Source organism: Cellulophaga sp. Hel_I_12 (assembly GCF_000799565.1).
Classification (GTDB): domain Bacteria; phylum Bacteroidota; class Bacteroidia; order Flavobacteriales; family Flavobacteriaceae; genus Cellulophaga.
Window position 1 is genome coordinate 3,427,108 of sequence record NZ_JUHB01000001.1, and the last position, 19,942, is coordinate 3,447,049.

General features: G+C 35.0%; 16 protein-coding genes. 7 read left to right on the forward strand and 9 right to left on the reverse strand.

What is annotated here, in order from left to right; genetic code table 11:
- Window positions 1-32: 32 nt before the first annotated feature.
- Both fbaA and GQ45_RS14875 read right to left on the reverse strand, forming a co-directional pair.
- Window positions 33-1,100 (reverse strand): class II fructose-bisphosphate aldolase, encoded by a 1,068-nt coding sequence (gene fbaA, locus GQ45_RS14870; RefSeq protein ID WP_047419214.1) that lies wholly within the window; start codon window positions 1,098-1,100, stop codon window positions 33-35.
- A gap of 154 nt (window positions 1,101-1,254) precedes the next feature.
- On the reverse strand, window positions 1,255-3,831 hold the full coding sequence (locus GQ45_RS14875) for a BamA/TamA family outer membrane protein (protein ID WP_047420479.1): 2,577 nt from the start codon (window positions 3,829-3,831) through the stop codon (window positions 1,255-1,257).
- 39 nt (window positions 3,832-3,870) lie between these two features.
- Here GQ45_RS14875 and GQ45_RS14880 point away from each other — a divergent pair, with 39 nt between their 5' ends.
- A complete protein-coding gene (locus GQ45_RS14880; protein ID WP_047419216.1) occupies window positions 3,871-4,590 on the forward strand; it encodes an RNA methyltransferase in 720 nt (239 codons plus the stop codon).
- A 145-nt stretch (window positions 4,591-4,735) separates the two neighbouring features.
- Here GQ45_RS14880 and GQ45_RS14885 read toward each other — a convergent pair whose 3' ends face one another.
- Together GQ45_RS14885 and ubiE are read right to left on the reverse strand one after the other, a co-directional pair.
- On the reverse strand, window positions 4,736-5,434 hold the full coding sequence (locus tag GQ45_RS14885) for a porin family protein (RefSeq protein ID WP_047419218.1): 699 nt from the start codon (window positions 5,432-5,434) through the stop codon (window positions 4,736-4,738).
- Window positions 5,435-5,437: 3 nt separating this feature from the next.
- On the reverse strand, window positions 5,438-6,166 hold the full coding sequence (gene ubiE / locus GQ45_RS14890) for a bifunctional demethylmenaquinone methyltransferase/2-methoxy-6-polyprenyl-1,4-benzoquinol methylase UbiE (protein ID WP_047419219.1): 729 nt from the start codon (window positions 6,164-6,166) through the stop codon (window positions 5,438-5,440).
- A 263-nt stretch (window positions 6,167-6,429) separates the two neighbouring features.
- On the opposite strand from ubiE, the gene trkA reads away from it, so the two are divergent.
- Both trkA and GQ45_RS14900 read left to right on the forward strand, forming a co-directional pair.
- On the forward strand, window positions 6,430-7,779 hold the full coding sequence (gene trkA / locus GQ45_RS14895) for a Trk system potassium transporter TrkA (protein WP_047419221.1): 1,350 nt from the start codon (window positions 6,430-6,432) through the stop codon (window positions 7,777-7,779).
- Entirely contained in the window at window positions 7,779-9,269 is a 1,491-nt protein-coding gene (locus GQ45_RS14900; protein ID WP_047419223.1) for a TrkH family potassium uptake protein, read from the forward strand. The genes trkA and GQ45_RS14900 overlap by 1 nt, the downstream gene beginning before the upstream one ends.
- Before the next feature lie 182 nt (window positions 9,270-9,451).
- Here the strand turns inward: GQ45_RS14900 and GQ45_RS14905 are convergent, their stop codons facing one another.
- Window positions 9,452-10,645, reverse strand: a complete 1,194-nt coding sequence (locus tag GQ45_RS14905) for a pyridoxal phosphate-dependent aminotransferase (RefSeq protein ID WP_047419225.1) — start codon at window positions 10,643-10,645, stop codon at window positions 9,452-9,454.
- A 16-nt stretch (window positions 10,646-10,661) separates the two neighbouring features.
- On the reverse strand, window positions 10,662-11,762 hold the full coding sequence (locus GQ45_RS14910) for an acyl-CoA desaturase (RefSeq protein ID WP_047419227.1): 1,101 nt from the start codon (window positions 11,760-11,762) through the stop codon (window positions 10,662-10,664).
- Between the two features lie 119 nt (window positions 11,763-11,881).
- On the opposite strand from GQ45_RS14910, the gene rsmG reads away from it, so the two are divergent.
- Entirely contained in the window at window positions 11,882-12,517 is a 636-nt protein-coding gene (gene rsmG / locus GQ45_RS14915; RefSeq protein ID WP_047419230.1) for a 16S rRNA (guanine(527)-N(7))-methyltransferase RsmG, read from the forward strand.
- Between the two features lie 366 nt (window positions 12,518-12,883).
- Here rsmG and pruA read toward each other — a convergent pair whose 3' ends face one another.
- The 3 genes from pruA to GQ45_RS14930 all read right to left on the reverse strand — a co-directional run bounded on the left by pruA (window position 12,884) and on the right by GQ45_RS14930 (window position 16,481).
- Window positions 12,884-14,512 carry an L-glutamate gamma-semialdehyde dehydrogenase gene (gene pruA, locus GQ45_RS14920; protein ID WP_047419232.1) on the reverse strand — a complete coding sequence of 543 codons (1,629 nt, stop codon included), beginning with the start codon at window positions 14,510-14,512 and terminating at the stop codon, window positions 12,884-12,886.
- An 83-nt stretch (window positions 14,513-14,595) separates the two neighbouring features.
- Window positions 14,596-14,982, reverse strand: coding sequence for a Co2+/Mg2+ efflux protein ApaG (gene apaG, locus GQ45_RS14925; protein ID WP_047419234.1), 387 nt, complete (start codon window positions 14,980-14,982; stop codon window positions 14,596-14,598).
- Between the two features lie 254 nt (window positions 14,983-15,236).
- A complete protein-coding gene (locus tag GQ45_RS14930) occupies window positions 15,237-16,481 on the reverse strand; it encodes a type IX secretion system plug protein domain-containing protein (protein ID WP_047419236.1) in 1,245 nt (414 codons plus the stop codon).
- Window positions 16,482-16,634: 153 nt separating this feature from the next.
- Between GQ45_RS14930 and GQ45_RS14935 the strand changes: the two genes are divergently transcribed.
- Genes GQ45_RS14935 through GQ45_RS14945 form a run of 3 tightly spaced genes read left to right on the forward strand, consistent with a single transcriptional unit; the run spans window position 16,635 to window position 19,938 of the window.
- On the forward strand, window positions 16,635-17,984 hold the full coding sequence (locus GQ45_RS14935; protein WP_047419238.1) for a Na(+)-translocating NADH-quinone reductase subunit A: 1,350 nt from the start codon (window positions 16,635-16,637) through the stop codon (window positions 17,982-17,984).
- The gene (locus GQ45_RS14940) at window positions 17,984-19,189 is read left to right on the forward strand and encodes an NADH:ubiquinone reductase (Na(+)-transporting) subunit B (RefSeq protein ID WP_047419239.1); all 1,206 of its coding nucleotides are present in this window, start codon (window positions 17,984-17,986) and stop codon (window positions 19,187-19,189) included. The genes GQ45_RS14935 and GQ45_RS14940 overlap by 1 nt, the downstream gene beginning before the upstream one ends.
- 2 nt (window positions 19,190-19,191) lie before the next feature.
- Window positions 19,192-19,938 (forward strand): Na(+)-translocating NADH-quinone reductase subunit C, encoded by a 747-nt coding sequence (locus GQ45_RS14945; RefSeq protein WP_047419241.1) that lies wholly within the window; start codon window positions 19,192-19,194, stop codon window positions 19,936-19,938.
- Window positions 19,939-19,942 lie beyond the last annotated feature (4 nt).

The following is a 19,942-nucleotide window of genomic DNA, read 5'->3' on the forward strand; positions in this document are numbered from 1 at the left end:
ATATTTAGTTAAAAACGGATTGTTTTATTAAATTATAAGGTGTTTACATTGTTTAAATCTTCAAAAGCCTTTTTAAGACGGTTCACAAAGGTCTTTTCGCCTTCACGTAACCAAACTCTTGGGTCGTAATACTTTTTGTTAGGCTCGTCAGCTCCATTAGGATTGCCAATTTGAGATTGTAAAAAATCTTTTTTGTCTTGAATATAATCTCGAATGCCTTCTAAAAATGCATATTGTAAATCGGTATCGATATTCATTTTAATCACTCCGTAACTAATTCCTTCACGAATTTCTGCTACGGTAGAACCTGAACCTCCGTGAAATACAAAATCGATATGATTGTGTTCTACATTGTATTTTTTTGAAATATATTCCTGAGAATTCTTTAAGATTTTCGGAGTTAATTTAACGTTTCCAGGCTTATAAACACCGTGAACGTTACCGAAGGCTGCTGCAATTGTAAATCGTGGACTTACTTTTGAAAGCTCTTCGTAAGCGTAAGCTACTTCTTCTGGCTGGGTGTATAATTTTGAATCATCAACATCTGAGTTGTCCACACCATCTTCTTCACCTCCTGTAATCCCTAACTCTATTTCTAAAGTCATTTCCATTTTTGCCATTCTGGTTAAATATTGTTTACAGATCGCAATATTTTCTTCTAATGGCTCCTCAGATAAATCAATCATGTGGGAGCTAAATAAGGATTTACCGGTTGTAGCGTAGTGCGCTTCACTTGCGTCTAATAAACCATCAATCCAAGGAAGTAATTTTTTAGCACAATGGTCGGTATGTAAAATAACCGTCGCACCGTAAGCTTCTGCTAATTGGTGAATGTGCTTTGCACCAGCGATAGCCCCATGTATCGCCGCTTTTTGACCATCGTTAGACAATCCTTTCCCTGCATTAAATTGAGCGCCACCATTTGAAAACTGAATGATAACAGGCGAGTTTAAACTTGCAGCAGTTTCTAAAACAGCATTTATGGTGTCAGACCCTATTACATTAACCGCCGGTAAAGCAAAACCTTTTTCTTTTGCGTAATTAAAAATCTCTTGTACTTGATCTCCAGTAGCAACTCCTGGTTTTATAGTATGCGCCATAATTTAATAGTCTAGTTTATTAGTAAACATCTAAAATGAAAAACAAAAGTAATAAAATTATTAAGAGACTCCTGTGTTTTTTAAGACCAAACAACATAATCTAAAAATATTAGCCTTGCGATTTCGTTTTCGAAAATACCTCAGTACGCCAAATTTAAAAGGGGTAATTAATACCAATTTGTAATACGGAGTTGGCAAAATTGTAATCTCTAAACCATCTTTTATTCATTTCTTCTGCCGGATTATAGGTTTTAAAACCTAAATCAACTCTGAAGATAAAATACGTAAAATCATACCGGATACCAAAACCTGTGCCTAAGGCAATATCTTGTAAGGAGCTTAGGCCATTAAAGGTGGCGTCGGGGTCATTTACATTATCCAAAACATTCCAAATATTACCAGCATCTGCAAAAAAGGATCCTTTAAAATTTCCAATCATAGGAAATCTATATTCTAGGTTAAATGCCAATTTAAAATTGGCTTCGTTAAAATCGTTTAAATTGTTGGTTCTCCCTGGGCCTAAAGAATAAGGGTTCCAAGCTCTATTGTCATAAGACCCACCGGCAAAATAACTTCGTACAAAGGGTATGTTATCAGAATTACCGTAGGGAATAGCGGCTCCTATAAAACTCCTAAAGGCTATTACCTGTGTCGGTGAAACTTCCCAATGCTTAATATAGTCAAATTCTGTTTTTATATATTGTGAATAAGGAACACTAAACACTAATTTATCGTTATTTTCATCGGTATTGAAGGGGACAATAGTAGACATCAGGGACAGTAAATTACCAGCACTTTCCACCTTAATCTTAAATTGATGAAAACTATTGTCGGTCAAACTAGATTTATTACTTTTCGAAAAGGTATAGTTTGAGGCAAATATTAAGTTGTTTTGACTTAAACGCTCTCTTCTTTCTTCGATACTCCTAACCTCGTCAAAATCGGTAGCAGTAGCTGAAATACTTCCAGATAAAATGGTATCTGTAAAAATTCTTGTGCCCTCAGGAATACTTAGTCTTATTGTTCCATCATTGTCGGGATCTTCGTATAAGCCAGCTAAGCCTGGGTTGTTTACATAAACATCTTGTTTGGCGATGGCATTGAGGCGATTAAAGCTATTTCTGTAGACATTATAAAAGCGATTAATATTAACATTTTTTACATACTGTACGTTTAGCAATTCAAAGCCATGCTTGGTTTCGGTTTTTGGAGTCCAAGTATATCCCAAAATACTATTAAAGGTTTGCTTGTCTAGTCCTATGTTTTGTTGAAAACTTGTCCCTAATGACAATCGTGTTTGAGGAAGCATATAGTAGGGAATAATCTTTTTCGTGTTGAGCAAGGGAAACCAGATTCGAGGAAGGTCTAAATTAACATCACCCCCATATTCTTGAACATTAAAAAAGCGATCATCTTGTATGGTGCCATCTCTAGAGGCACCCAAACTGGCTCTTGCAGAAATGCTCAAGTTTTCTGCGCCTCCAAAAACGTTTCGAATACTTAAACCTGGTGTAAAAGAAATTCCAGCAAATTGAATGTTTGAGTGTGTTATGTCGGTCTCAAAATTAAAGGAATACTTGTCTCTTGCGGCGAGATAAATATTAGACACTAGAGTATGGTTCGTAGTGTCTGGTAGAATTTCAATGTTTGGATATTTAAAATTGTTTAAGTTACTGATTTGTCGGTACGTTCGAAGCCTATTGATTTCTCTGTAAATACTGTCTTTTTCTAAAAAAATAGCATCGGTAAGTGCTTTTGGTTTGTATTTTAATTTGTCTCTAAAAAAAATAGTATAGCCATTATAACCTACAGAATCTAATGGAGAATTTAAATCAGCATAGAGGTGATCTGCATAAATATTTACTTTTTTAAACGTGTATACTTTGTATTCGGTCTTTGCACTATCGCCTCTTTTTTTTAAATTATCAATGTTTAATTCAATATTTAAATTTGGATCATTGGCTGCACGAGCCGTATCCGAAATGATATTGTAAAAAATAGAACTTTCTTGAAAATTATAAATGCCGTTATTTCTGAACAAATCGGTTAAGCGCTCCCGTTCATTGGTCAGATTGTTTAATTCGAATTGTGATTTAGCCCTAATGAAAGAGTTATCCTTATTTTTTTCGTAAATAGAATCAACCGCAGATGAAGCAATGCTGCGATAGGTAGAATCAATTATAAAAGGATTTCCTAGTTGAAGATCATAGGTAATCAAAGCTCTTTGTTTTCTGCTACTACTATCTACCCTAAAGTTTGCCCTGGCATTAAAATAGCCTCTATTGCCGTAATACGCTTTTACGCGATCTATAGACCTCCTAGTTTTGGAGGTGTCAATAATAACTGGGGCTTGTCCTGTTTTTTTAAGCCACTTGCTGAAGCCTTTTACAAAAAAAGATTCTCCAAGACTGTCTAATTGTTTTTGGGAGATAAGTTTCCTAAGGCGCTCTATTCGTTTAGGCTTTTTATAAAGCCATGCTTGATATGACGAGTCTGGATTGCTTTTTGCGAGATTGTAAATATTTAAGCTAAGCGGGTAACCGAATAAGGCAGTATTTGGTTTTTGAATAATTAAGCTTTTAATATTCTCGTCGTTCACTTTCTCCCCATTAGCCAATATATTATTTTTAACCAATAACAGCTCGTCATCTTCAACTCTTTTAAGAGTATTACAAGAACTGATGATTAAACCTAAGAATAATAAGACTATTTTTACAGTGTTTTTTTTCAAACTAAGTGATTCTCTAAAAATCAAAAATACATTATTTGTATGGTTGGTAAAAGCCAAATAAAATTTATAAAAAGCCTACAGCAAAAAAAATACCGATATGAGCATCAGTTGTTTGTTGTAGAAGGTAAAAAAACGGTTCAAGAGCTTATGGCTTCTGATTTTGAAACCTATAAAATATACAGTACAGATCTCAATTTTGTTGAAAGTGAAACATATAATGTGGAACTGATCAAGGCAGATGATTTAAAAAAAATGAGCAATTTAAGTACTCCTAATGGGTATTTAGGTGTTTTTAAAATTCCAAAACCTAAAAAGATACCACTTCAAGATTGGATTGTTGCGCTAGACACCATTAGTGATCCAGGTAATTTAGGTACCATCATAAGACTGTGTGATTGGTTTGGAATTAAAAATATAGTAACTACCACAAACAATGTTGATTGCTTTAATCCTAAAGTTTTACAAGCTACTATGGGGTCTATTGCGAGGGTTCAAGTGACTTGTGTAGACTTGGCTGATTTTTTAAAAACGGCGAATCTTCCTGTTTATGGTGCTTTTATGAGTGGAACTGCTGTTCATCAAGCGAATTTTACCAATCCAGGAATTTTAGTGATGGGGAATGAGTCTAATGGTATTTCTGAGGAAATTTCAAAACTAGTTACGAAACGAATAACCATAAATCATTTTGGAGCAAGCACAACCGAAAGTTTAAATGTGGCTACTGCCACGGCAATTATTTTGCATGAAATAAGACGATAGCTCTATAGGAGCTATGAAAGAATAAAGATCACTGCGCTGTTCATACCTAGAGAATAGACTTCCTATAGTTTAAAATTTGTGTTTTATTGCTCCTTTGGAGCGCTTATAACTGTCATTTTAGGTAGTGATGTGAGCAGATATTTAATTATTCGAAAGTAAAGTTAATAAAAACACCTCTTGTTCTCATACCATCTAAGTTACCGGTCCAAGGACTATTAGGGTCATTATCTGGGATTAACTCGTCATTGATGGCAAAAACGCCTCGAATAGAGGGTGCAAATTTAAAATATTCTAAGTAAAAATCGATACCAAAACCTAATTCCAAATTATAGTTGTTTTTTGTCATTCTAAAAGTGCCCGAAGAATTATCATCTACGCTATCTTCGTTACTTCCTAAGTTTAAGGCATAGGCCGCCCCGCCAATGACAAAAGGCTTCCAGTTACCAATTCTTTTTGTGCTTACTTTTAAAAGTAAAGGAAAGTTAATGTAGGTAGATTTCACTTCTCTAATGGCTCTATTTTCGTCGGAAAAGCCTCTAAAACCAATCGTTCTTTGCGCATAGAATAATCCTGGTTCAAAACGTACATCTAAAAATTTATTTAGCCGCACTTCACCAATCAAGCCAACATTAAAACCAGCGGTTGTAGACACTAAAATATCGCCAATATCAGGGACTTCTTTGTAGTTGAACTTAAAATCATACTGATTAAAACCCAAAAAATAACCCCAATTTAATAATTTTTCATCTTCAGTGGCAATGTTGAGGACGGGCTTTTCGTTAAACTGTGCTTTCATTGTTAGACTTATAAATAGGCCTAAAAACAGTAAAATAATATTCTTCATACCTTATTTTGTAGCTACGTATATAGAAGCTACCCCAAGTGTTTGAGGTTTGTTCTCTATATCTATAAACCCAATTTTCTCCAAAATATTGTTGAAAGCTTTTCCATGCGGAAAAACAGCGGCCGATTCCGAAAGGTATTCATAGGCGACATCATCTTTAGAAAATAAGCGGCCAATCTTAGGTAAAATACGTTTTGTATAGAAATTATAACCTTGTTTAAAGGGTGTTTTAGTAGGTACAGAAGTCTCTAAAACCACCAAATTACCTCCTTTTTTTAACACTCTGTAAATTTCGGATAGCCCTATTTCAAGGTTTTCAAAATTCCGGACTCCAAAGGCAACAGTAACAGCATCAAAAGTATTTTCTTCAAAAGGTAAGTCTTCACTGTCGCCAACCACCATATCAATGGTACTGTTTAGTTTTTTTTCAGTGACCTTTTTTTGTCCTACGGCCAACATTCCAGGAGAAATATCTAAACCTATTATTTTTGAGGCACCTGTTTCAATTAAATTAATAGCCAAATCACCTGTTCCCGTAGCAATATCTAAAATAGAATCAGGATTTTTATTTTTTAAAATAGCCACAACTCTTTTTCGCCATTTGATATCAATACCAAATGAAATAACACGGTTTAAACCATCGTAATTTGTAGAGATGGTATCGAACATTCGGGTTACTTGTTCTTTTTTTCCTAGCTCGGAATTTTTATAAGGAGTAACTTTTTTACTCATGGACGCAATTTTTAGCAAAGATACAATTTCGTATTTGCTTATTGTCCCTATGAAGAACAATAAACTTACAGGTTTTTTGTTTTTAAAGGCTACAATTTAATTTCATGAAAATTTATTTATGTAATTTTACAGCCTAAATTAATTCAAACTTTTCATAAAAAAACGGGCTTAATACCCGTTCCTATTAAAGGAAATTCCAATTTAGAAAAACCTATGACACTTGAAAATGGGTATACAGTAATGGAAAACAACATTTGTAACAAATGAAAATTATCATAGCAGGAGCTGGTGAAGTGGGGTTTCACTTAGCAAAGTTGCTTTCATACGAATCCCAAGACATTACCCTAATTGATAGCGTAAAAGAAAGTTTGGCGTATGCAGATTCGCACTTAGACATTCGTGTACTAAAAGGTGATGCTACATCAATATCCTTGTTACTAGAGGCTCAGGTAGAGAAATCAGATTTAGTTATTGGAGTCACTTCATCCGAAACTACAAATATTACCCTGTGTTTATTAGCAAAGCAATTAGGTTGTAAAAAAACAATTGCTCGTATATCAAATACAGAATTCAAAAAAAATAAATCACTCGTAGATTTCAAAAAATTAGGGATTGATGAATTAATTTCCCCTGAAGAACTTGCGGCGGAAGAGATACAGTTATTGCTCAATCAATCAGCATTTAACGATACCTATGAGTTTGAAGAAGGGGCACTGATTATGTGCGGCGTTTCCTTGCCAAAATCAGCTCCTTTTGTTGGAAAAACAGTAAAAGAGGCTGCTCAGATATTTCCGGAACTTAATTTTATGCCTATTGCTTTACAAAGAACAGGCACCCAATTTACAATTATTCCTCGCGGGGATACCGTTTTTCAAGAGGAAGACCAGGTATATTTTATTACCGCTAAAGAAGGGGTAAGCGAGTTGTACAAGTTAACGGGAATGGTGAAAAGAGATATAAAAAATGTGATGATTCTCGGAGGTAGTAAAGTGGGATACAAAACGGCTCGCGACCTTTGTAAAAATAAATTTAATGTAAAGCTTATTGAAATTAATAAAGAAAAAGCATTTGATCTAGCTGAAGAATTACCCAATGCACTTATCATTAATGGTGATGGTAGAAATGTTGAATTATTAGATGAAGAAAGTCTAAGTGCCATGGATGCTTTTATTGCCGTAACTGGTAATTCTGAAACTAATATTATGTCTTGTTTAGTTGCAAAATCTAAAAACATTAAAAAAACCATTGCCATGGTTGAAAATATGGACTATTTTCAGCTTTCCCACTCCATAGGGATTGATACCCTAATCAATAAAAAATTATTAGCAGCGAATAATATATTTCGATATATCAGAAGGGGAGAGGTGGTTGCTTTAACACGACTCAATAATTTAAACGCCGAAATTTTAGAATTTATCGTGAAGTCAGGTTCTTCTGTAAATGGTAAAAGTATAAAGGAATTAGATTTTCCTAAAGATGCGACGATTGGTGGTGTTATTAAAGATGGTCTTGGCATCATTGCTTTAGGCGATTTTAAAATTGAAGAAGGGGATAGAGTGGTCGTTTGTTGTTTGCCTAGTGCCATTCCTAAAATTGAAAAAATGTTTCTTTAATGAGACTTAATTACAAGATAATTTTTCACTTGATGGGACTTTTGATACTCTGTAATGGAGGTTTCATGGTTCTGGCTGCTGTGATTAGTGGAATCTATAAAGATGGTGTTACCATCGATATTGCTTTAGCCGCTGTTGTAACAATGATAGTGGGTACTTTAGCCATGTTTTTAACCCGAAGCCATGAAAAAGAAGTAGGCCGAAAAGAGGGGTATATTATTGTTACTTTTGGTTGGTTAATCATGTCTATATCGGGGGTTTTGCCTTATATTTTTTCCGGAGCTATCCCAGATTTAACAAACGCTTTTTTCGAAACTATTTCAGGCTATACCACTACGGGAGCTTCAATTTTAGATGATATTGAAGTGTTGCCGGAAGGCATTTTATTTTGGCGTAGTTTAACACATTGGATTGGTGGAATGGGTATTATCGTTTTAGCCATTGCTATTTTACCCTTGTTAGGGATTGGAGGAATGCAACTCTTTGCTGCAGAAGCACCAGGGCCCGCAGGAGATAAATTACATCCTAGAATTACAGATACAGCCAAACGCCTTTGGTTAATTTATTTTGGCTATACCGTGGCAGAGACTATTTTATTAAAGTTGGCTGGGATGTCTTTCTTTGACGCTATAAATCATTCTTTAGCGACCTTATCAACAGGTGGTTTTTCAACTAAAAATTTAAGTGTTGCTTATTGGAATGATCAGCCCTTAATTCAATACATCATCATGCTCTTTATGTTTTTGGCAGGAACTAATTTTGTTTTAAGTTACTATGCTTTTAAAGGCAAAGTGCAAAAAGTATTGCATGATGAGGAGTTTAAATTTTATAGCATTTTTGTCATATCTTTTACCATCATAGCAGCATTAGTCATTTTTTTTAAAGCAAACGTAGAAACCTCAGACTACCACCCTATGGTTTTTGGCGAAGCAGAAAGTGCTTTTAGACATTCACTTTTCCAAGTTTTATCGGTCATCACTACCACGGGATTTGTAAGTGCTGATTTCACGAGTTGGACACCCTTCTTGACTATTTTCTTTTTCGGTCTCATGTTTTTAGGAGGATGCGCGGGTTCAACGGCGGGTGGTATTAAGGTAATGCGCCACTTGCTAATTATTAAAAACGGATTATTAGAATTTAAGCGCACTTTACATGTTAATGCGGTGATTCCTGTTCGGTATAATAATAAAACAGTACGGGAACATATTGTTTACAATATTATAGCCTTCTTTGTATTGTATATGCTGCTCTTCATCATAGGCTCTTTAGTCTTGGGTGCCTTAGGTTTAGATTTTACGTCGGCCATTGGTGGTGCTGCATCCTCTTTAGGGAACGTAGGTCCGGCTTTAGGGACACTTAATCCACTGAGTAATTTTAATAGTTTGCCAGCTTTAGGTAAATGGTGGTGCGGCTTTTTAATGCTTTTAGGGAGGTTAGAGCTTTTTACGGTATTGATCTTGTTTACGCCGTATTTCTGGAAGAAGATGTAATGGTGCTATGCTTTAGGCTTTTGAGCCATATGCAAAAGTGTTGAGTTTTAAGTTTTGTTTTAAATAGTAAAACATACTTTTGAAGTTTCTACAATAGTATTTAATTTTCATTCGAGCCTGCATCAAAAAAAAGCCTCAATAAAAAATTGAGGCCTTATTGTTACGCATGATATGTATTAGGTTTAAAGCGTTACCGCCTTTTTTATTCTTGCTAAAGCTTCTGTAATTTGATCTTCACTAGCGGCATAAGAAATTCGAATGCAATTATTGTTTCCGAAAGAATCTCCTGCAACGGTAGCTACATTGGCAGCTTCTAATAAATACATTGACAAGTCAGAAGAATTTGTAATTTTAGTTCCGTTTAAAGTCTTGCCAAAATACGCTGTTACATTTGGGAAAACATAAAACGCACCTTCTGGCTCGTTACATATAAATCCAGGAATGTCTTTTAGTAAGCCTAAAATTAGTTTTCTGCGCTCTTTGAACTTATCTACCATAAAGCTAATTCGACTTACGGGTTCTAATAGGGCAGTAATCACAGCACGTTGCGCAATGCAATTGGCTCCGCTCGTTACTTGTCCTTGCAGTTTATTACAGGCACGTGCAATATATGTTGGTGCACCTATGTATCCAATTCTCCAGCCGGTCATAGCAAAAGCCTTTGCAACACCGTTAACGGTAACTGTTCTCTCGAACATATCAGGAAATTCAGCCATAGAAGCATGTGGCGTTACCCCATAATTAATGTGTTCGTAGATTTCATCACTTACGACAACTATTTGTGGATGCTTCTGAAGTACATCTGCCAAGGCTCTTAATTCTTCTTTACTATAGATAGAGCCAGTAGGGTTACAAGGTGAACTGTACCATAGCATTTTAGTTTTTGGCGTAATTGCAGCTTCTAACTGTTCGGGTGTCATTTTAAAATTATTCTCTATAGAAGTAGGTACTTCTACGGGGACACCTTCGGCAAGTTGTACAATATCACTATAGCTTACCCAATACGGGCAAGGCAAAATAACTTCGTCTCCTTTATTTAAACAAACCTGAGCTACATTGTATAAAGATTGTTTTGCGCCAGTAGAAACCACTATTTGCGGTTGGGTATAGCTTAACCGATTATCTCTTTTAAATTTAGTGATAATCGCCTCTTTTAATTCAACATACCCATCCACCGGAGAGTATGAATTATAATTATCATTTATAGCTTGAATAGCAGCATCTTTTATGTAATCTGGAGTATTAAAGTCAGGTTCCCCCAGACTAAGTCCGATGATATCTTTACCTTCAGCTTTTAATTCTCTTGCTTTTGCTGCCATGGCAAGGGTTGCAGAGATTGCTAATTTGTTGACCCTATCTGATAATTGATTGCTCATATGTTACACCGGTTTTCTAATACTGTAAAGTAGGTTTTTTACCCAACTGCTTTAAGTGATTGAAATGCGAAAATATAGCTTTTCTTGTTGTCTTGTATTCGTTGTAGGGCAAATTAAACTCCTTCGCAGTTTCTTTTACAATTTTTGCAATTTTCGTGTAATGCACGTGGCTAATGTTAGGAAAAATATGGTGTTCTACTTGGTGATTTAGGCCACCAGTAAACCAATTTACTATTTTGTTTTTTGTTCCAAAATTAACCGTTGTGAACAGTTGGTGTATGGCCCAAGTATTTTTCATGGTTCCAGTTTTATCTGGCAATGGTGTTTCAGCTTGATCAACAACGTGTGCTAACTGAAACGTTACACTTAAAATAACACCAGCAACATAATGCATAACAAAAAAGCCAATAAGGATTTGCCACCAAGCAATATCTAAAATGAGCATTGGTAAAACAATCCAAATACTAACATATATTATTTTGGTAATGACTAATTTACTCCAATTCATTACAGGATTAGGTAATTTACCATACGAAAGTTTGCGCTTGGTATAGCGGTACATTTGTTGAAAGTCTGTTGTAATGGCCCAATTAAATGTCAATAATCCGTACAATAGAACAGAATAATAATGTTGAAATTTATGGTGCTTTCTCCATTCAGAATGTTCTGAAAAGCGTAAAATTCTTCCTGCTTCTAAATCCTCATCATGTTCGTGAATATTAGTGTAGGTATGGTGTAGCACATTGTGTTGAACTTGCCAGTTGTACACATTTCCGGCAAGAATATAAATACTGCTTCCCATTATTTTATTGACCCACTTTTTATTAGAATAGGAACCGTGGTTCCCATCGTGCATCACATTCATCCCTACGCCGGCCATACCAATACCTATTAAGATAGTTAGCAATAGATTTGCCCAGATAGGAAGTCCTAAAGTTAAAATTAAGAAGTAGGGAGCTAAAAATAAAGTGAACATAATGGCTGTTTTTAAATGCAAACGCCAATCACCTGTTTTTTTTAATTTATTTTCCTTGAAGTAATCGTTAACTCTCTTATTCAGTGTCTTGAAAAAATCCGTAGAATCCTTTCTTGAAAATCGAATGGTTTCTTTACTCATAATATTGTTTTTTACAAAGATAAGTTAATTCAGAATGTATTAAAGTAAATAGGGCTCAAAAAAGGAAATAATTATGATTTATAAAATCTTATTTTTGCTTAAAATTTTCAATTTAAGATATGGATATTACAATACTTTTAAACTATTTCCCGAATCTAACAGAAACACAAAAACAGCAATTTTTAAAATTATCAGAGCTCTATAAAGACTGGAATTTAAAAATAAATGTAGTTTCTAGAAAGGATATTGATGAATTATATGTGCGCCATGTTTTGCATTCTTTGGGAATTGCCAAAATTCAACAATTTTTACCAGGTTCAAAAATTATTGATGTAGGTACTGGAGGGGGCTTTCCTGGCGTTCCGTTGGCGATTTTGTTTCCGGAAGTTCATTTTACCTTAGTGGATGCTATTGGAAAAAAAATAAAAGTGGTCGATGAGGTAGTGGAAGGTTTGGAGTTAACAAATGTGACGACCATCAATGATCGAGTAGAAAATGTAAAGGGAAAATTTGATTTTATAGTGAGTAGGGCGGTGGCGGCTATGCCTACTTTTACACATTGGGTTAAAGGGAAAATCAAAAAAGAATCTCTACACGAGCGGAAAAACGGAATATTGTATTTAAAAGGCGGTGATTTATCTGAGGAATTAAAGGAATATAGAATTGCAGAAATTTTTAACCTATCGGACTATTATAAAGAAGATTTCTTCGAAACGAAAAAAGTAGTGTACCTCCCTTTAAAGTTTAGGGGATAAAAAAAGTTCTAGCAATGGTTTGTAATCATTACTAGAACTTTTTTAAACTGTTTTTACTTATACGACTACATGTGCAATAATCTTAAATAAGATAATCTACAGTTTTTTGCATAATCTCTTATGTAGGTTTCAATACTTTTGAAGCTTACTGAGCTCTTGGCTTTTTTTCTGTTAAATGCGCTTTCTTTCATAATCCGTCTATTTTGATAAGTAAATTTAGCATATTTACTTTAGGTTTACAATTACTTAACGTTAAATTTACATTGAAAGTATATTTCTTCTAGTGAAAACTAAAAAAAAACCACTATATAATCAAGGTATATAGTGGCTTTTGAACGCTAATAGCGTGGTACTTATGTTCGTGTGTTATCCTAAAAAGGGATATCTGTAGTCTACTGGGGTAACAAAAGTTTCTTTAATTAGCCTTGGAGAAACCCAACGTAGCAAGTTTTGCATAGAACCTGCTTTATCATTTGTTCCAGAAGCTCTAGCGCCACCAAAAGGTTGTTGCCCAACGACGGCACCTGTTGGTTTGTCATTGATATAAAAATTTCCAGCACAGTTTTGTAAAGCTTTTGTAGCTTCGTCAATGGCGTACCGATCTGTAGCAATAACAGCTCCTGTTAATGCATATTCTGAGGTGCCATCTACAAGCTCTAAGGTTTTTACCCAGTCTGCATCGTCATAAATATAAACGGTCACTACAGGTCCAAAAAGTTCGGTCTCCATGGTGGTATATTTAGGATTGCTTGTTAAAATAACAGTGGGCTCCACAAAATATCCTTTTGATTTGTCATAATTACCACCAGCAAAAATTTCAGCATCTTTTGCATTTTTAGCACCGTCTATATACGTCGCTAATTTATCAAAAGAAGCTTCGTGAATTACAGCGGTGACAAAATTGCTCATATCTTCTGGAGAACCTGGTGTATTGATTGTTTTTAAATCTTCTTTTACATGATTTAAAATTTCATGGGCAGTAGATTTAGGTAAGTATACTCTTGAGGCAGCACTACATTTTTGTCCTTGAAATTCAAAAGCACCACGAACAATAGCCGTAGCCACTTGTTTCGTATTTGCTGTTTTGTGTGCTAGTATAAAATCTTTACCTCCTGTTTCACCAACAATTCTAGGATAGGTTTTATAGGTGTGGATATTGCTGCCAATTTGTTTCCATAACTCTTTGAAAACATGCGTAGAACCCGTAAAGTGAATGCCTGCAAAATCGGGGCTAGCTAATACGGTTTCGGTAATCATCACAGGATCACCATAAATCACATTAATAACGCCATCAGGAACACCGGCTTCTTTAAAAATATCGACAATTACTTTGGCTGAGAAAATTTGACTATCACTTGGTTTCCAAACAACTACATTTCCCATCATAGCGGCACTTGCGGGTAAGTTTCCTGCAATAGCTGTAAAGTTAAAAGGAGTAATAGCATACACAAAACCTTCTAAAGGACGGTACTCTACGCGATTCCAAATTCCTTCAGCAGAAGCAGGTTGCTCTTGGTATATTTGAGACATGTATTCTACGTTAAAACGCAAAAAGTCAATCAGTTCACAAGCAGCGTCTATTTCAGCCTGGTGTATAGTTTTAGATTGTGCAATCATGGTGGCCGCATTAATTTTAGCCCGGTAAGGACCTGCAATTAATTCGGCAGCCTTCAAGAAAATAGCAGCACGTTGTTCCCAAGCTAAATTGGCCCAGGCTTGTCTCGATGCTAAGGCATTTTCGATGGCTTGGGTGACGTGTTTTTTTTCAGCAAGGTGATATTGACCTACTTGATGTTTATGGTCATGTGGTGGAGACATTGGCTTTGTTTTGCCGGTTTTAATCTCTTCGTTTCCAATATACATCGGAACATCGACACTCCCATTAAAATATTCTTGGTATTGTTTTAATACTTCTTGTCGTTCAGGAGATCCTGGAGCAAACCCTTTTATAGGTTCGTTAATTGCTATAGGAACTTGAAAAAATCCTTTACCCATGTTGTTTTGTTTTAATTTTAGAAAGTAGTCGTAAAGGTACTAAAACAAAAAAGGTGAAAAAAGTAAAAAAGTAAAAGAAGTGTTTAGTTTAAGGTAAACGGGGTATTAAATTTAAAAGTGGGAATAGACACCCTGATTTTTTCGTCCGATTTTAAATTTACCATAGTATAGTGACCTTTCATAGCGCCTATTGTCGAAGTTAATAAGCATCCAGAACTGTAGGTGTGCGATTCTCCGGGTTTAATCACCGGTTTTTTGCCGATGACCCCTTCACCATCTAAAATTTCTAACTCATTTAATGAGTCGTAAATTCTCCAGTGGCGCGAAGTAAGCTGAACAGTGTCTTTAGTTTGATTTTCTATGGTTATGGTATACCCAAAAGCATAATGCGTTTTGTAGTTTTTAAAGAAGGTGCCTTCAAAACTAGTATGTACTGAAATTTTTATGCCTTTTGTGATAAGTGTAGTCATAAGGATCAAAGTCTAAAGTGCTAAAAAAAAGAACTAAATCATAATTCTTCTCGCTAAATTATAAAATCGAAGGCAATAAACGTAAACTTTAAGAAAATTTTACGGCTATTCATTCCTTGGTAAATTTATTCTTTTGCTAATTTATGTTCCGTACAAAATTAAAATTAGAGCAATATAACAAACCTTTTTTAAACTATAAATGAATGCTGTAAATGTTCGTTATAAGTTAATTTTTTAAAGCTATACGGTTTGTTTTAATTACTAATATTTCTTGAATTTGCAGTGCCTATTCCTATTAGTCCGTCATAAAGTGCACCAATATCACGATAGTAAACCAATATTAAATAATTGTTTTCGGTAAAATGAAAGTTTCCGGAAACCTTATTTAAATCAATGTCACCATTTTCTTTCTTTACCACATATTTGTAATTGTAGAAGCCTTGTTTCATTTTTAAAGTAGCTTCTAATAATCCATTATTGGCGTTGAAGGTCATTTTGTTTTCTTCATCCAACATAAAATTATTGAACTTTCCATAAATATACACTTCATTTAAGCCAATTTCTTCTACATACGGCAGACTAAAGTGCACCTTGCTATATTCTGCTTCTCTTGAGGTGTCATCTCCTTGAGAAGTGTTGATAGCGAAATCTCCATTAATGTCAGGAAAATAGGTATAGGGCCTGTCATTTCTATAAATATCTGTAAATAAATAGTGATGGTAAAGATCTGAAACCTCTATCGATGAAATTGCCACTGTGGGCGCGCGCAGGTCTTTGGTGTCAAAATTTAAAAATTCATTACCCCCAAAAAAACTTGTTTCCTGATCATATTTATATACCAACTGACTTCCTATGGTGTATTGAGGTTTTACATTATAAATTGCAGAGGGCCAATAGTAATTTTGTAAAATAGAGATTTTCACTTCCTTTAAGGGGTTGATTAATTGAAAGTTGGCATAATTAATCGTTAGGTGAACTACTTGTTTTTCATTTAAAAATTCAAAATCTCTACTTCTCTTTACGGTAGCGCCTACGGTTACCAAGTTTTGGTACACTAAAAAACGTCTAGAAAACTGAAGCTCATAATTACTGTCATAAATTTCTAACATATAATTGCCACTTACTTTCAGCCCTGTGTTTTCGTTTGGGATGCTGAGCTTATAGTTAGAATAGGGTTGTAAGGTGTTATAACTATTTTCATAATCAATGATTCTTAAATTATCACTACCTCTAAGGTATTGAGACTTTAATAAATCAGATGGCGTCCAGTCATAATCGCAGTGAATAATTTTATAATAAAAATCTTGTTCGCTCGCGGTGATGTCATCAAAATCTAGATATATCGCATCGCCCAGTTGTACCACCGGGAATTGGTCGTCTGTAGCGCCTTTAAAAATAATAGATTTTATGTTTGACGGCGGGTTAACTTCTTCTTGTACTTGAGAAAGAAGTGAATTTACACATAAAAAAAACAAGATATGTTTAACAAAGAACCTCATGAAATAGCAGTATTTTTAAACAAAGTTAAACAAAAAGCATGCCTTGAAAATTAACTTCGTTATAAGTTGTAAATTTATAGACAATAATTATGAAAACTTTCCATTTAGTCTTATTTTTGCATGAAATTTTTTTAACCTAAGGTTTATAGCAATATGTCTAAAGACATCAGAATTAAAAAAGGCTTAAACATTAACTTAGTCGGTGCTGCAGAAAAAGATATTTCTAAGGCTTCTCTAAGTAATGATTATGTCATAAATCTTCAGGATTTTCATGGGGTCAACCCAAAAATGCTGATGAAAGAAGGCGCAGAAGTAAAAGCAGGTGAGGCGCTTTTTTACAACAAAAATCATGAAAGTATGCTTTTTGTTTCTCCTGTAAGTGGTACGTTGGTTGAAATTAAGAGAGGAGAGAGGCGAAGCATTCTATCTTTAAAAATTACAGCGGATAAAACACAAGTAGCGGTAGCGCATGCAATTCCAAATTTAGGATCCATTTCAGCTTCTGAAGTGAAAGCGTTTTTACTTCAATCTGGTTGTTGGCCATTTATAAAGCAGAGACCATATGATGTGATAGCAAATCCAGAAACTAGCCCTAAAGCTATTTTTATTTCTGGTTTTACTACTGCACCTTTGGCTGCGGATTTAGATTTTACCTTAAAGGGCAAAGAAGCTGAAATACAGGCTGCAATCACTGCTTTAGCAAAATTAACAGCCGGAAAAGTGCATGTATCTCATAGTGGTGCTAATTCTCCACTTGCTGGTTTGCAAGGGGTAGAACACCATAAAGTGTCAGGGCCGCACCCTGCCGGTTTGGTAGGAACACAAATCAATAAAATTGACCCTATCAATAAAGGGGAATTGGTTTGGGTGGTTACTCCTCAAGATTTGGTTATTATAGGAGAAGCGCTATTAACGGGTAAATTTAATGCTGATAGAACCATAGCTCTTGCTGGTTCTTCTATAAAAAATCCAAAATACTACACGACTAAAATTGGGGCTGAAATAGCAACTTTTTTATATGCTAGTGGCGTTAATGAAGCCAAGTTTAGGGTTATTAATGGCGATGTATTAACAGGGGTTACCTCAAGTCAGTCGGGTCATTTAGGCTATTACAACACCACAGTTACAGCGATTCCTGAAGGGGATGATTATGAATTTTTTGGATGGAATAAGCCAGTTTTTAATAAAATATCAAATTCTAGAGCCCTAACTTTTTCATGGTTAACACCAAATAAAAAATTTGATTTAAATACAAACACAAATGGTGAGCACCGTGCTTTTGTAATTACAGGAGGATACGAAGAGGTTTTTCCTTTGGATATCTATCCAATGCAAATTTTAAAAGCGTGTATGTACGAGGATTTAGACGAAATGGAAGCTTTAGGAATGTACGAAGTAGCTCCTGAAGATTTTTCATTAACAGAATTTATCTGTGTGTCTAAACAACCACATCAAGATATAATAAGAAAAGGCTTGGACTTAATGCTTAAAGAGATAGGATAATGAGCTTAAAAAGTAGTTTACACAATTTAAAAGAAAAGTACAAAGGAAAGAAAATGGCACCAGCCTTTAATGCACTTCATACTTTTTTATATTTGCCTAATGAGACCACTCATAACGGGACTCACATAAAGGCGGCTGACGATTTAAAACGGACTATGAATACGGTCATTATGGCCTTAATACCTTGTTTAATATTTGGTATTTTCAATGCCGGATACCAACACTATTTGGCACTTGGCGAAATAGAGTCTGCCAAAGGATTTTTAGGCGCATCATTCTGGACCATAGACAATTTAATCATTGGTGCTTGGACGGTTTTACCTTTAGTTATTGTTTCCTATGGCGTTGGTTTGGCGGTAGAATTTTTATTTGCCGTAATAAAAGGTCATGAGGTAGAAGAAGGTTATTTGGTTACTGGTATGTTAGTGCCATTGATTGTTCCTATTGATATTCCTTTATGGATGTTGGCAGTTGCGGTTGTTTTTGGTGTAGTTATCGGTAAAGAAGTTTTCGGAGGTACTGGGATGAACATCCTTAATCCTGCCTTAACGATCCGTGCCTTCTTATTCTTTGCCTATCCAACATGGATGTCAGGAGATAAGGTTTGGGTACATGGCGCTGTTGAGCGTGCAGGTACTGCTGATGCCATATCAGGAGAAACTATTCTGGGGTCTTATGCACAAAATAATACAGTTGCTTATGATTATTGGGATATGTTTTGGGGACTAATTCCTGGTTCGGTTGGTGAAACTTCAAAAGTATTAATTATTCTCGGCGCTTTATTTTTAATATTTACGAAAGTAGGAAGCTGGAGAATTATCGTAAGTACCTTAATTGGAGCCTTAACCATGGGACTTATTTTTAATGGCGTTATTGAGTCTGGTTGGATCACCGAAACGAGTAAGTTTTATGGACTAATGAGTGTTCCTTTCTGGCAACATTTAATTATTGGAAGTATTTTATTTGGAGCCGTTTATATGGCGACAGATCCAGTTACGGCGTCTCAAACCAATAAAGGAAAATGGATTTACGGTTTTCTTATAGGATTTATTTCTATTATGATTCGGGTATTTAACCCAGCATATCCGGAAGGGGTGTTTTTAGCGATATTATTAATGAATGTCTTTGCCCCAACGATAGATCATTATGTAATCCAAGGTAACGTAAAGCGTAGAATGAAACGTGTTAAAGTTAAAACAGCGTAATTATGGCATTAAATACAGAAAAAAATAGCTACACAATAATTTTTTCCATTGTAATGGTTTTAGTTGTGGGTTCTATTTTAGCAGGTTTAGCCTCTGGTTTAAAACCATTGGTAAAAGCTAATGAACGATTTGAAAAGCAGCAAAACATTCTTTATGCCTTAGGCGTAAATAATAATGAAGGCGCTAATGATGTCGCTTTTGTTTCAACAGATAATGTTGAACAAGAGTTTGCAAAATACATCACTAAACAGTATGTTTTGCAAGGTGGAGAGCTTATAGAAGATGATGAAGCTTATTTAATCGATATTAAAAAAGAGGAAACAAAAGCAAAAAATGGTTCTTATGAAAGACGTCTTCCCATATTTTTTGGACAGAAAGATGGAAAAGATGTATATGTAGTTCCTATTAGAGGCAAAGGATTATGGGATGCTATTTGGGGTTTTGTAGCCTTAGATAAAGAAATGGTCGTAACTGGGGTTTATTTTGATCACAAAGGAGAAACTCCTGGTCTTGGTGCGGAAATTAAGCAACGATATTTTATGGACGATTTTACAGGTGAAAAGTTCTTGGACGGAGAAGCATTTGAAGGCATCACTGTTGCTAAAGGGAACAATGACCCAAAAAATGAAAGAAAAGATGATCATAAAATTGATGCTTTAGCTGGAGCGACCATTACAGGCGATGGTGTTTCTGCCATGCTAAAGAAAGATGTAAAAATGTATATGCCTTACTTTAAGACTTTAAACTAAATTT

What these genes read in the sequence shown, in the direction of transcription:
- fbaA (WP_047419214.1), bottom strand. Translation starts at nt 1,100, where the DNA reads ATGGCGCATACTATAAAACCAGGAGTTGCTACTGGAGATCAAGTACAA.
- GQ45_RS14880 (WP_047419216.1), top strand. Translation starts at nt 3,871, where the DNA reads ATGGTTGGTAAAAGCCAAATAAAATTTATAAAAAGCCTACAGCAAAAA.
- GQ45_RS14885 (WP_047419218.1), bottom strand. Translation starts at nt 5,434, where the DNA reads ATGAAGAATATTATTTTACTGTTTTTAGGCCTATTTATAAGTCTAACA.
- ubiE (WP_047419219.1), bottom strand. Translation starts at nt 6,166, where the DNA reads ATGAGTAAAAAAGTTACTCCTTATAAAAATTCCGAGCTAGGAAAAAAA.
- trkA (WP_047419221.1), top strand. Translation starts at nt 6,430, where the DNA reads ATGAAAATTATCATAGCAGGAGCTGGTGAAGTGGGGTTTCACTTAGCA.
- GQ45_RS14900 (WP_047419223.1), top strand. Translation starts at nt 7,779, where the DNA reads ATGAGACTTAATTACAAGATAATTTTTCACTTGATGGGACTTTTGATA.
- GQ45_RS14905 (WP_047419225.1), bottom strand. Translation starts at nt 10,645, where the DNA reads ATGAGCAATCAATTATCAGATAGGGTCAACAAATTAGCAATCTCTGCA.
- GQ45_RS14910 (WP_047419227.1), bottom strand. Translation starts at nt 11,762, where the DNA reads ATGAGTAAAGAAACCATTCGATTTTCAAGAAAGGATTCTACGGATTTT.
- rsmG (WP_047419230.1), top strand. Translation starts at nt 11,882, where the DNA reads ATGGATATTACAATACTTTTAAACTATTTCCCGAATCTAACAGAAACA.
- pruA (WP_047419232.1), bottom strand. Translation starts at nt 14,512, where the DNA reads ATGGGTAAAGGATTTTTTCAAGTTCCTATAGCAATTAACGAACCTATA.
- apaG (WP_047419234.1), bottom strand. Translation starts at nt 14,982, where the DNA reads ATGACTACACTTATCACAAAAGGCATAAAAATTTCAGTACATACTAGT.
- GQ45_RS14930 (WP_047419236.1), bottom strand. Translation starts at nt 16,481, where the DNA reads ATGAGGTTCTTTGTTAAACATATCTTGTTTTTTTTATGTGTAAATTCA.
- GQ45_RS14935 (WP_047419238.1), top strand. Translation starts at nt 16,635, where the DNA reads ATGTCTAAAGACATCAGAATTAAAAAAGGCTTAAACATTAACTTAGTC.
- GQ45_RS14940 (WP_047419239.1), top strand. Translation starts at nt 17,984, where the DNA reads ATGAGCTTAAAAAGTAGTTTACACAATTTAAAAGAAAAGTACAAAGGA.
- GQ45_RS14945 (WP_047419241.1), top strand. Translation starts at nt 19,192, where the DNA reads ATGGCATTAAATACAGAAAAAAATAGCTACACAATAATTTTTTCCATT.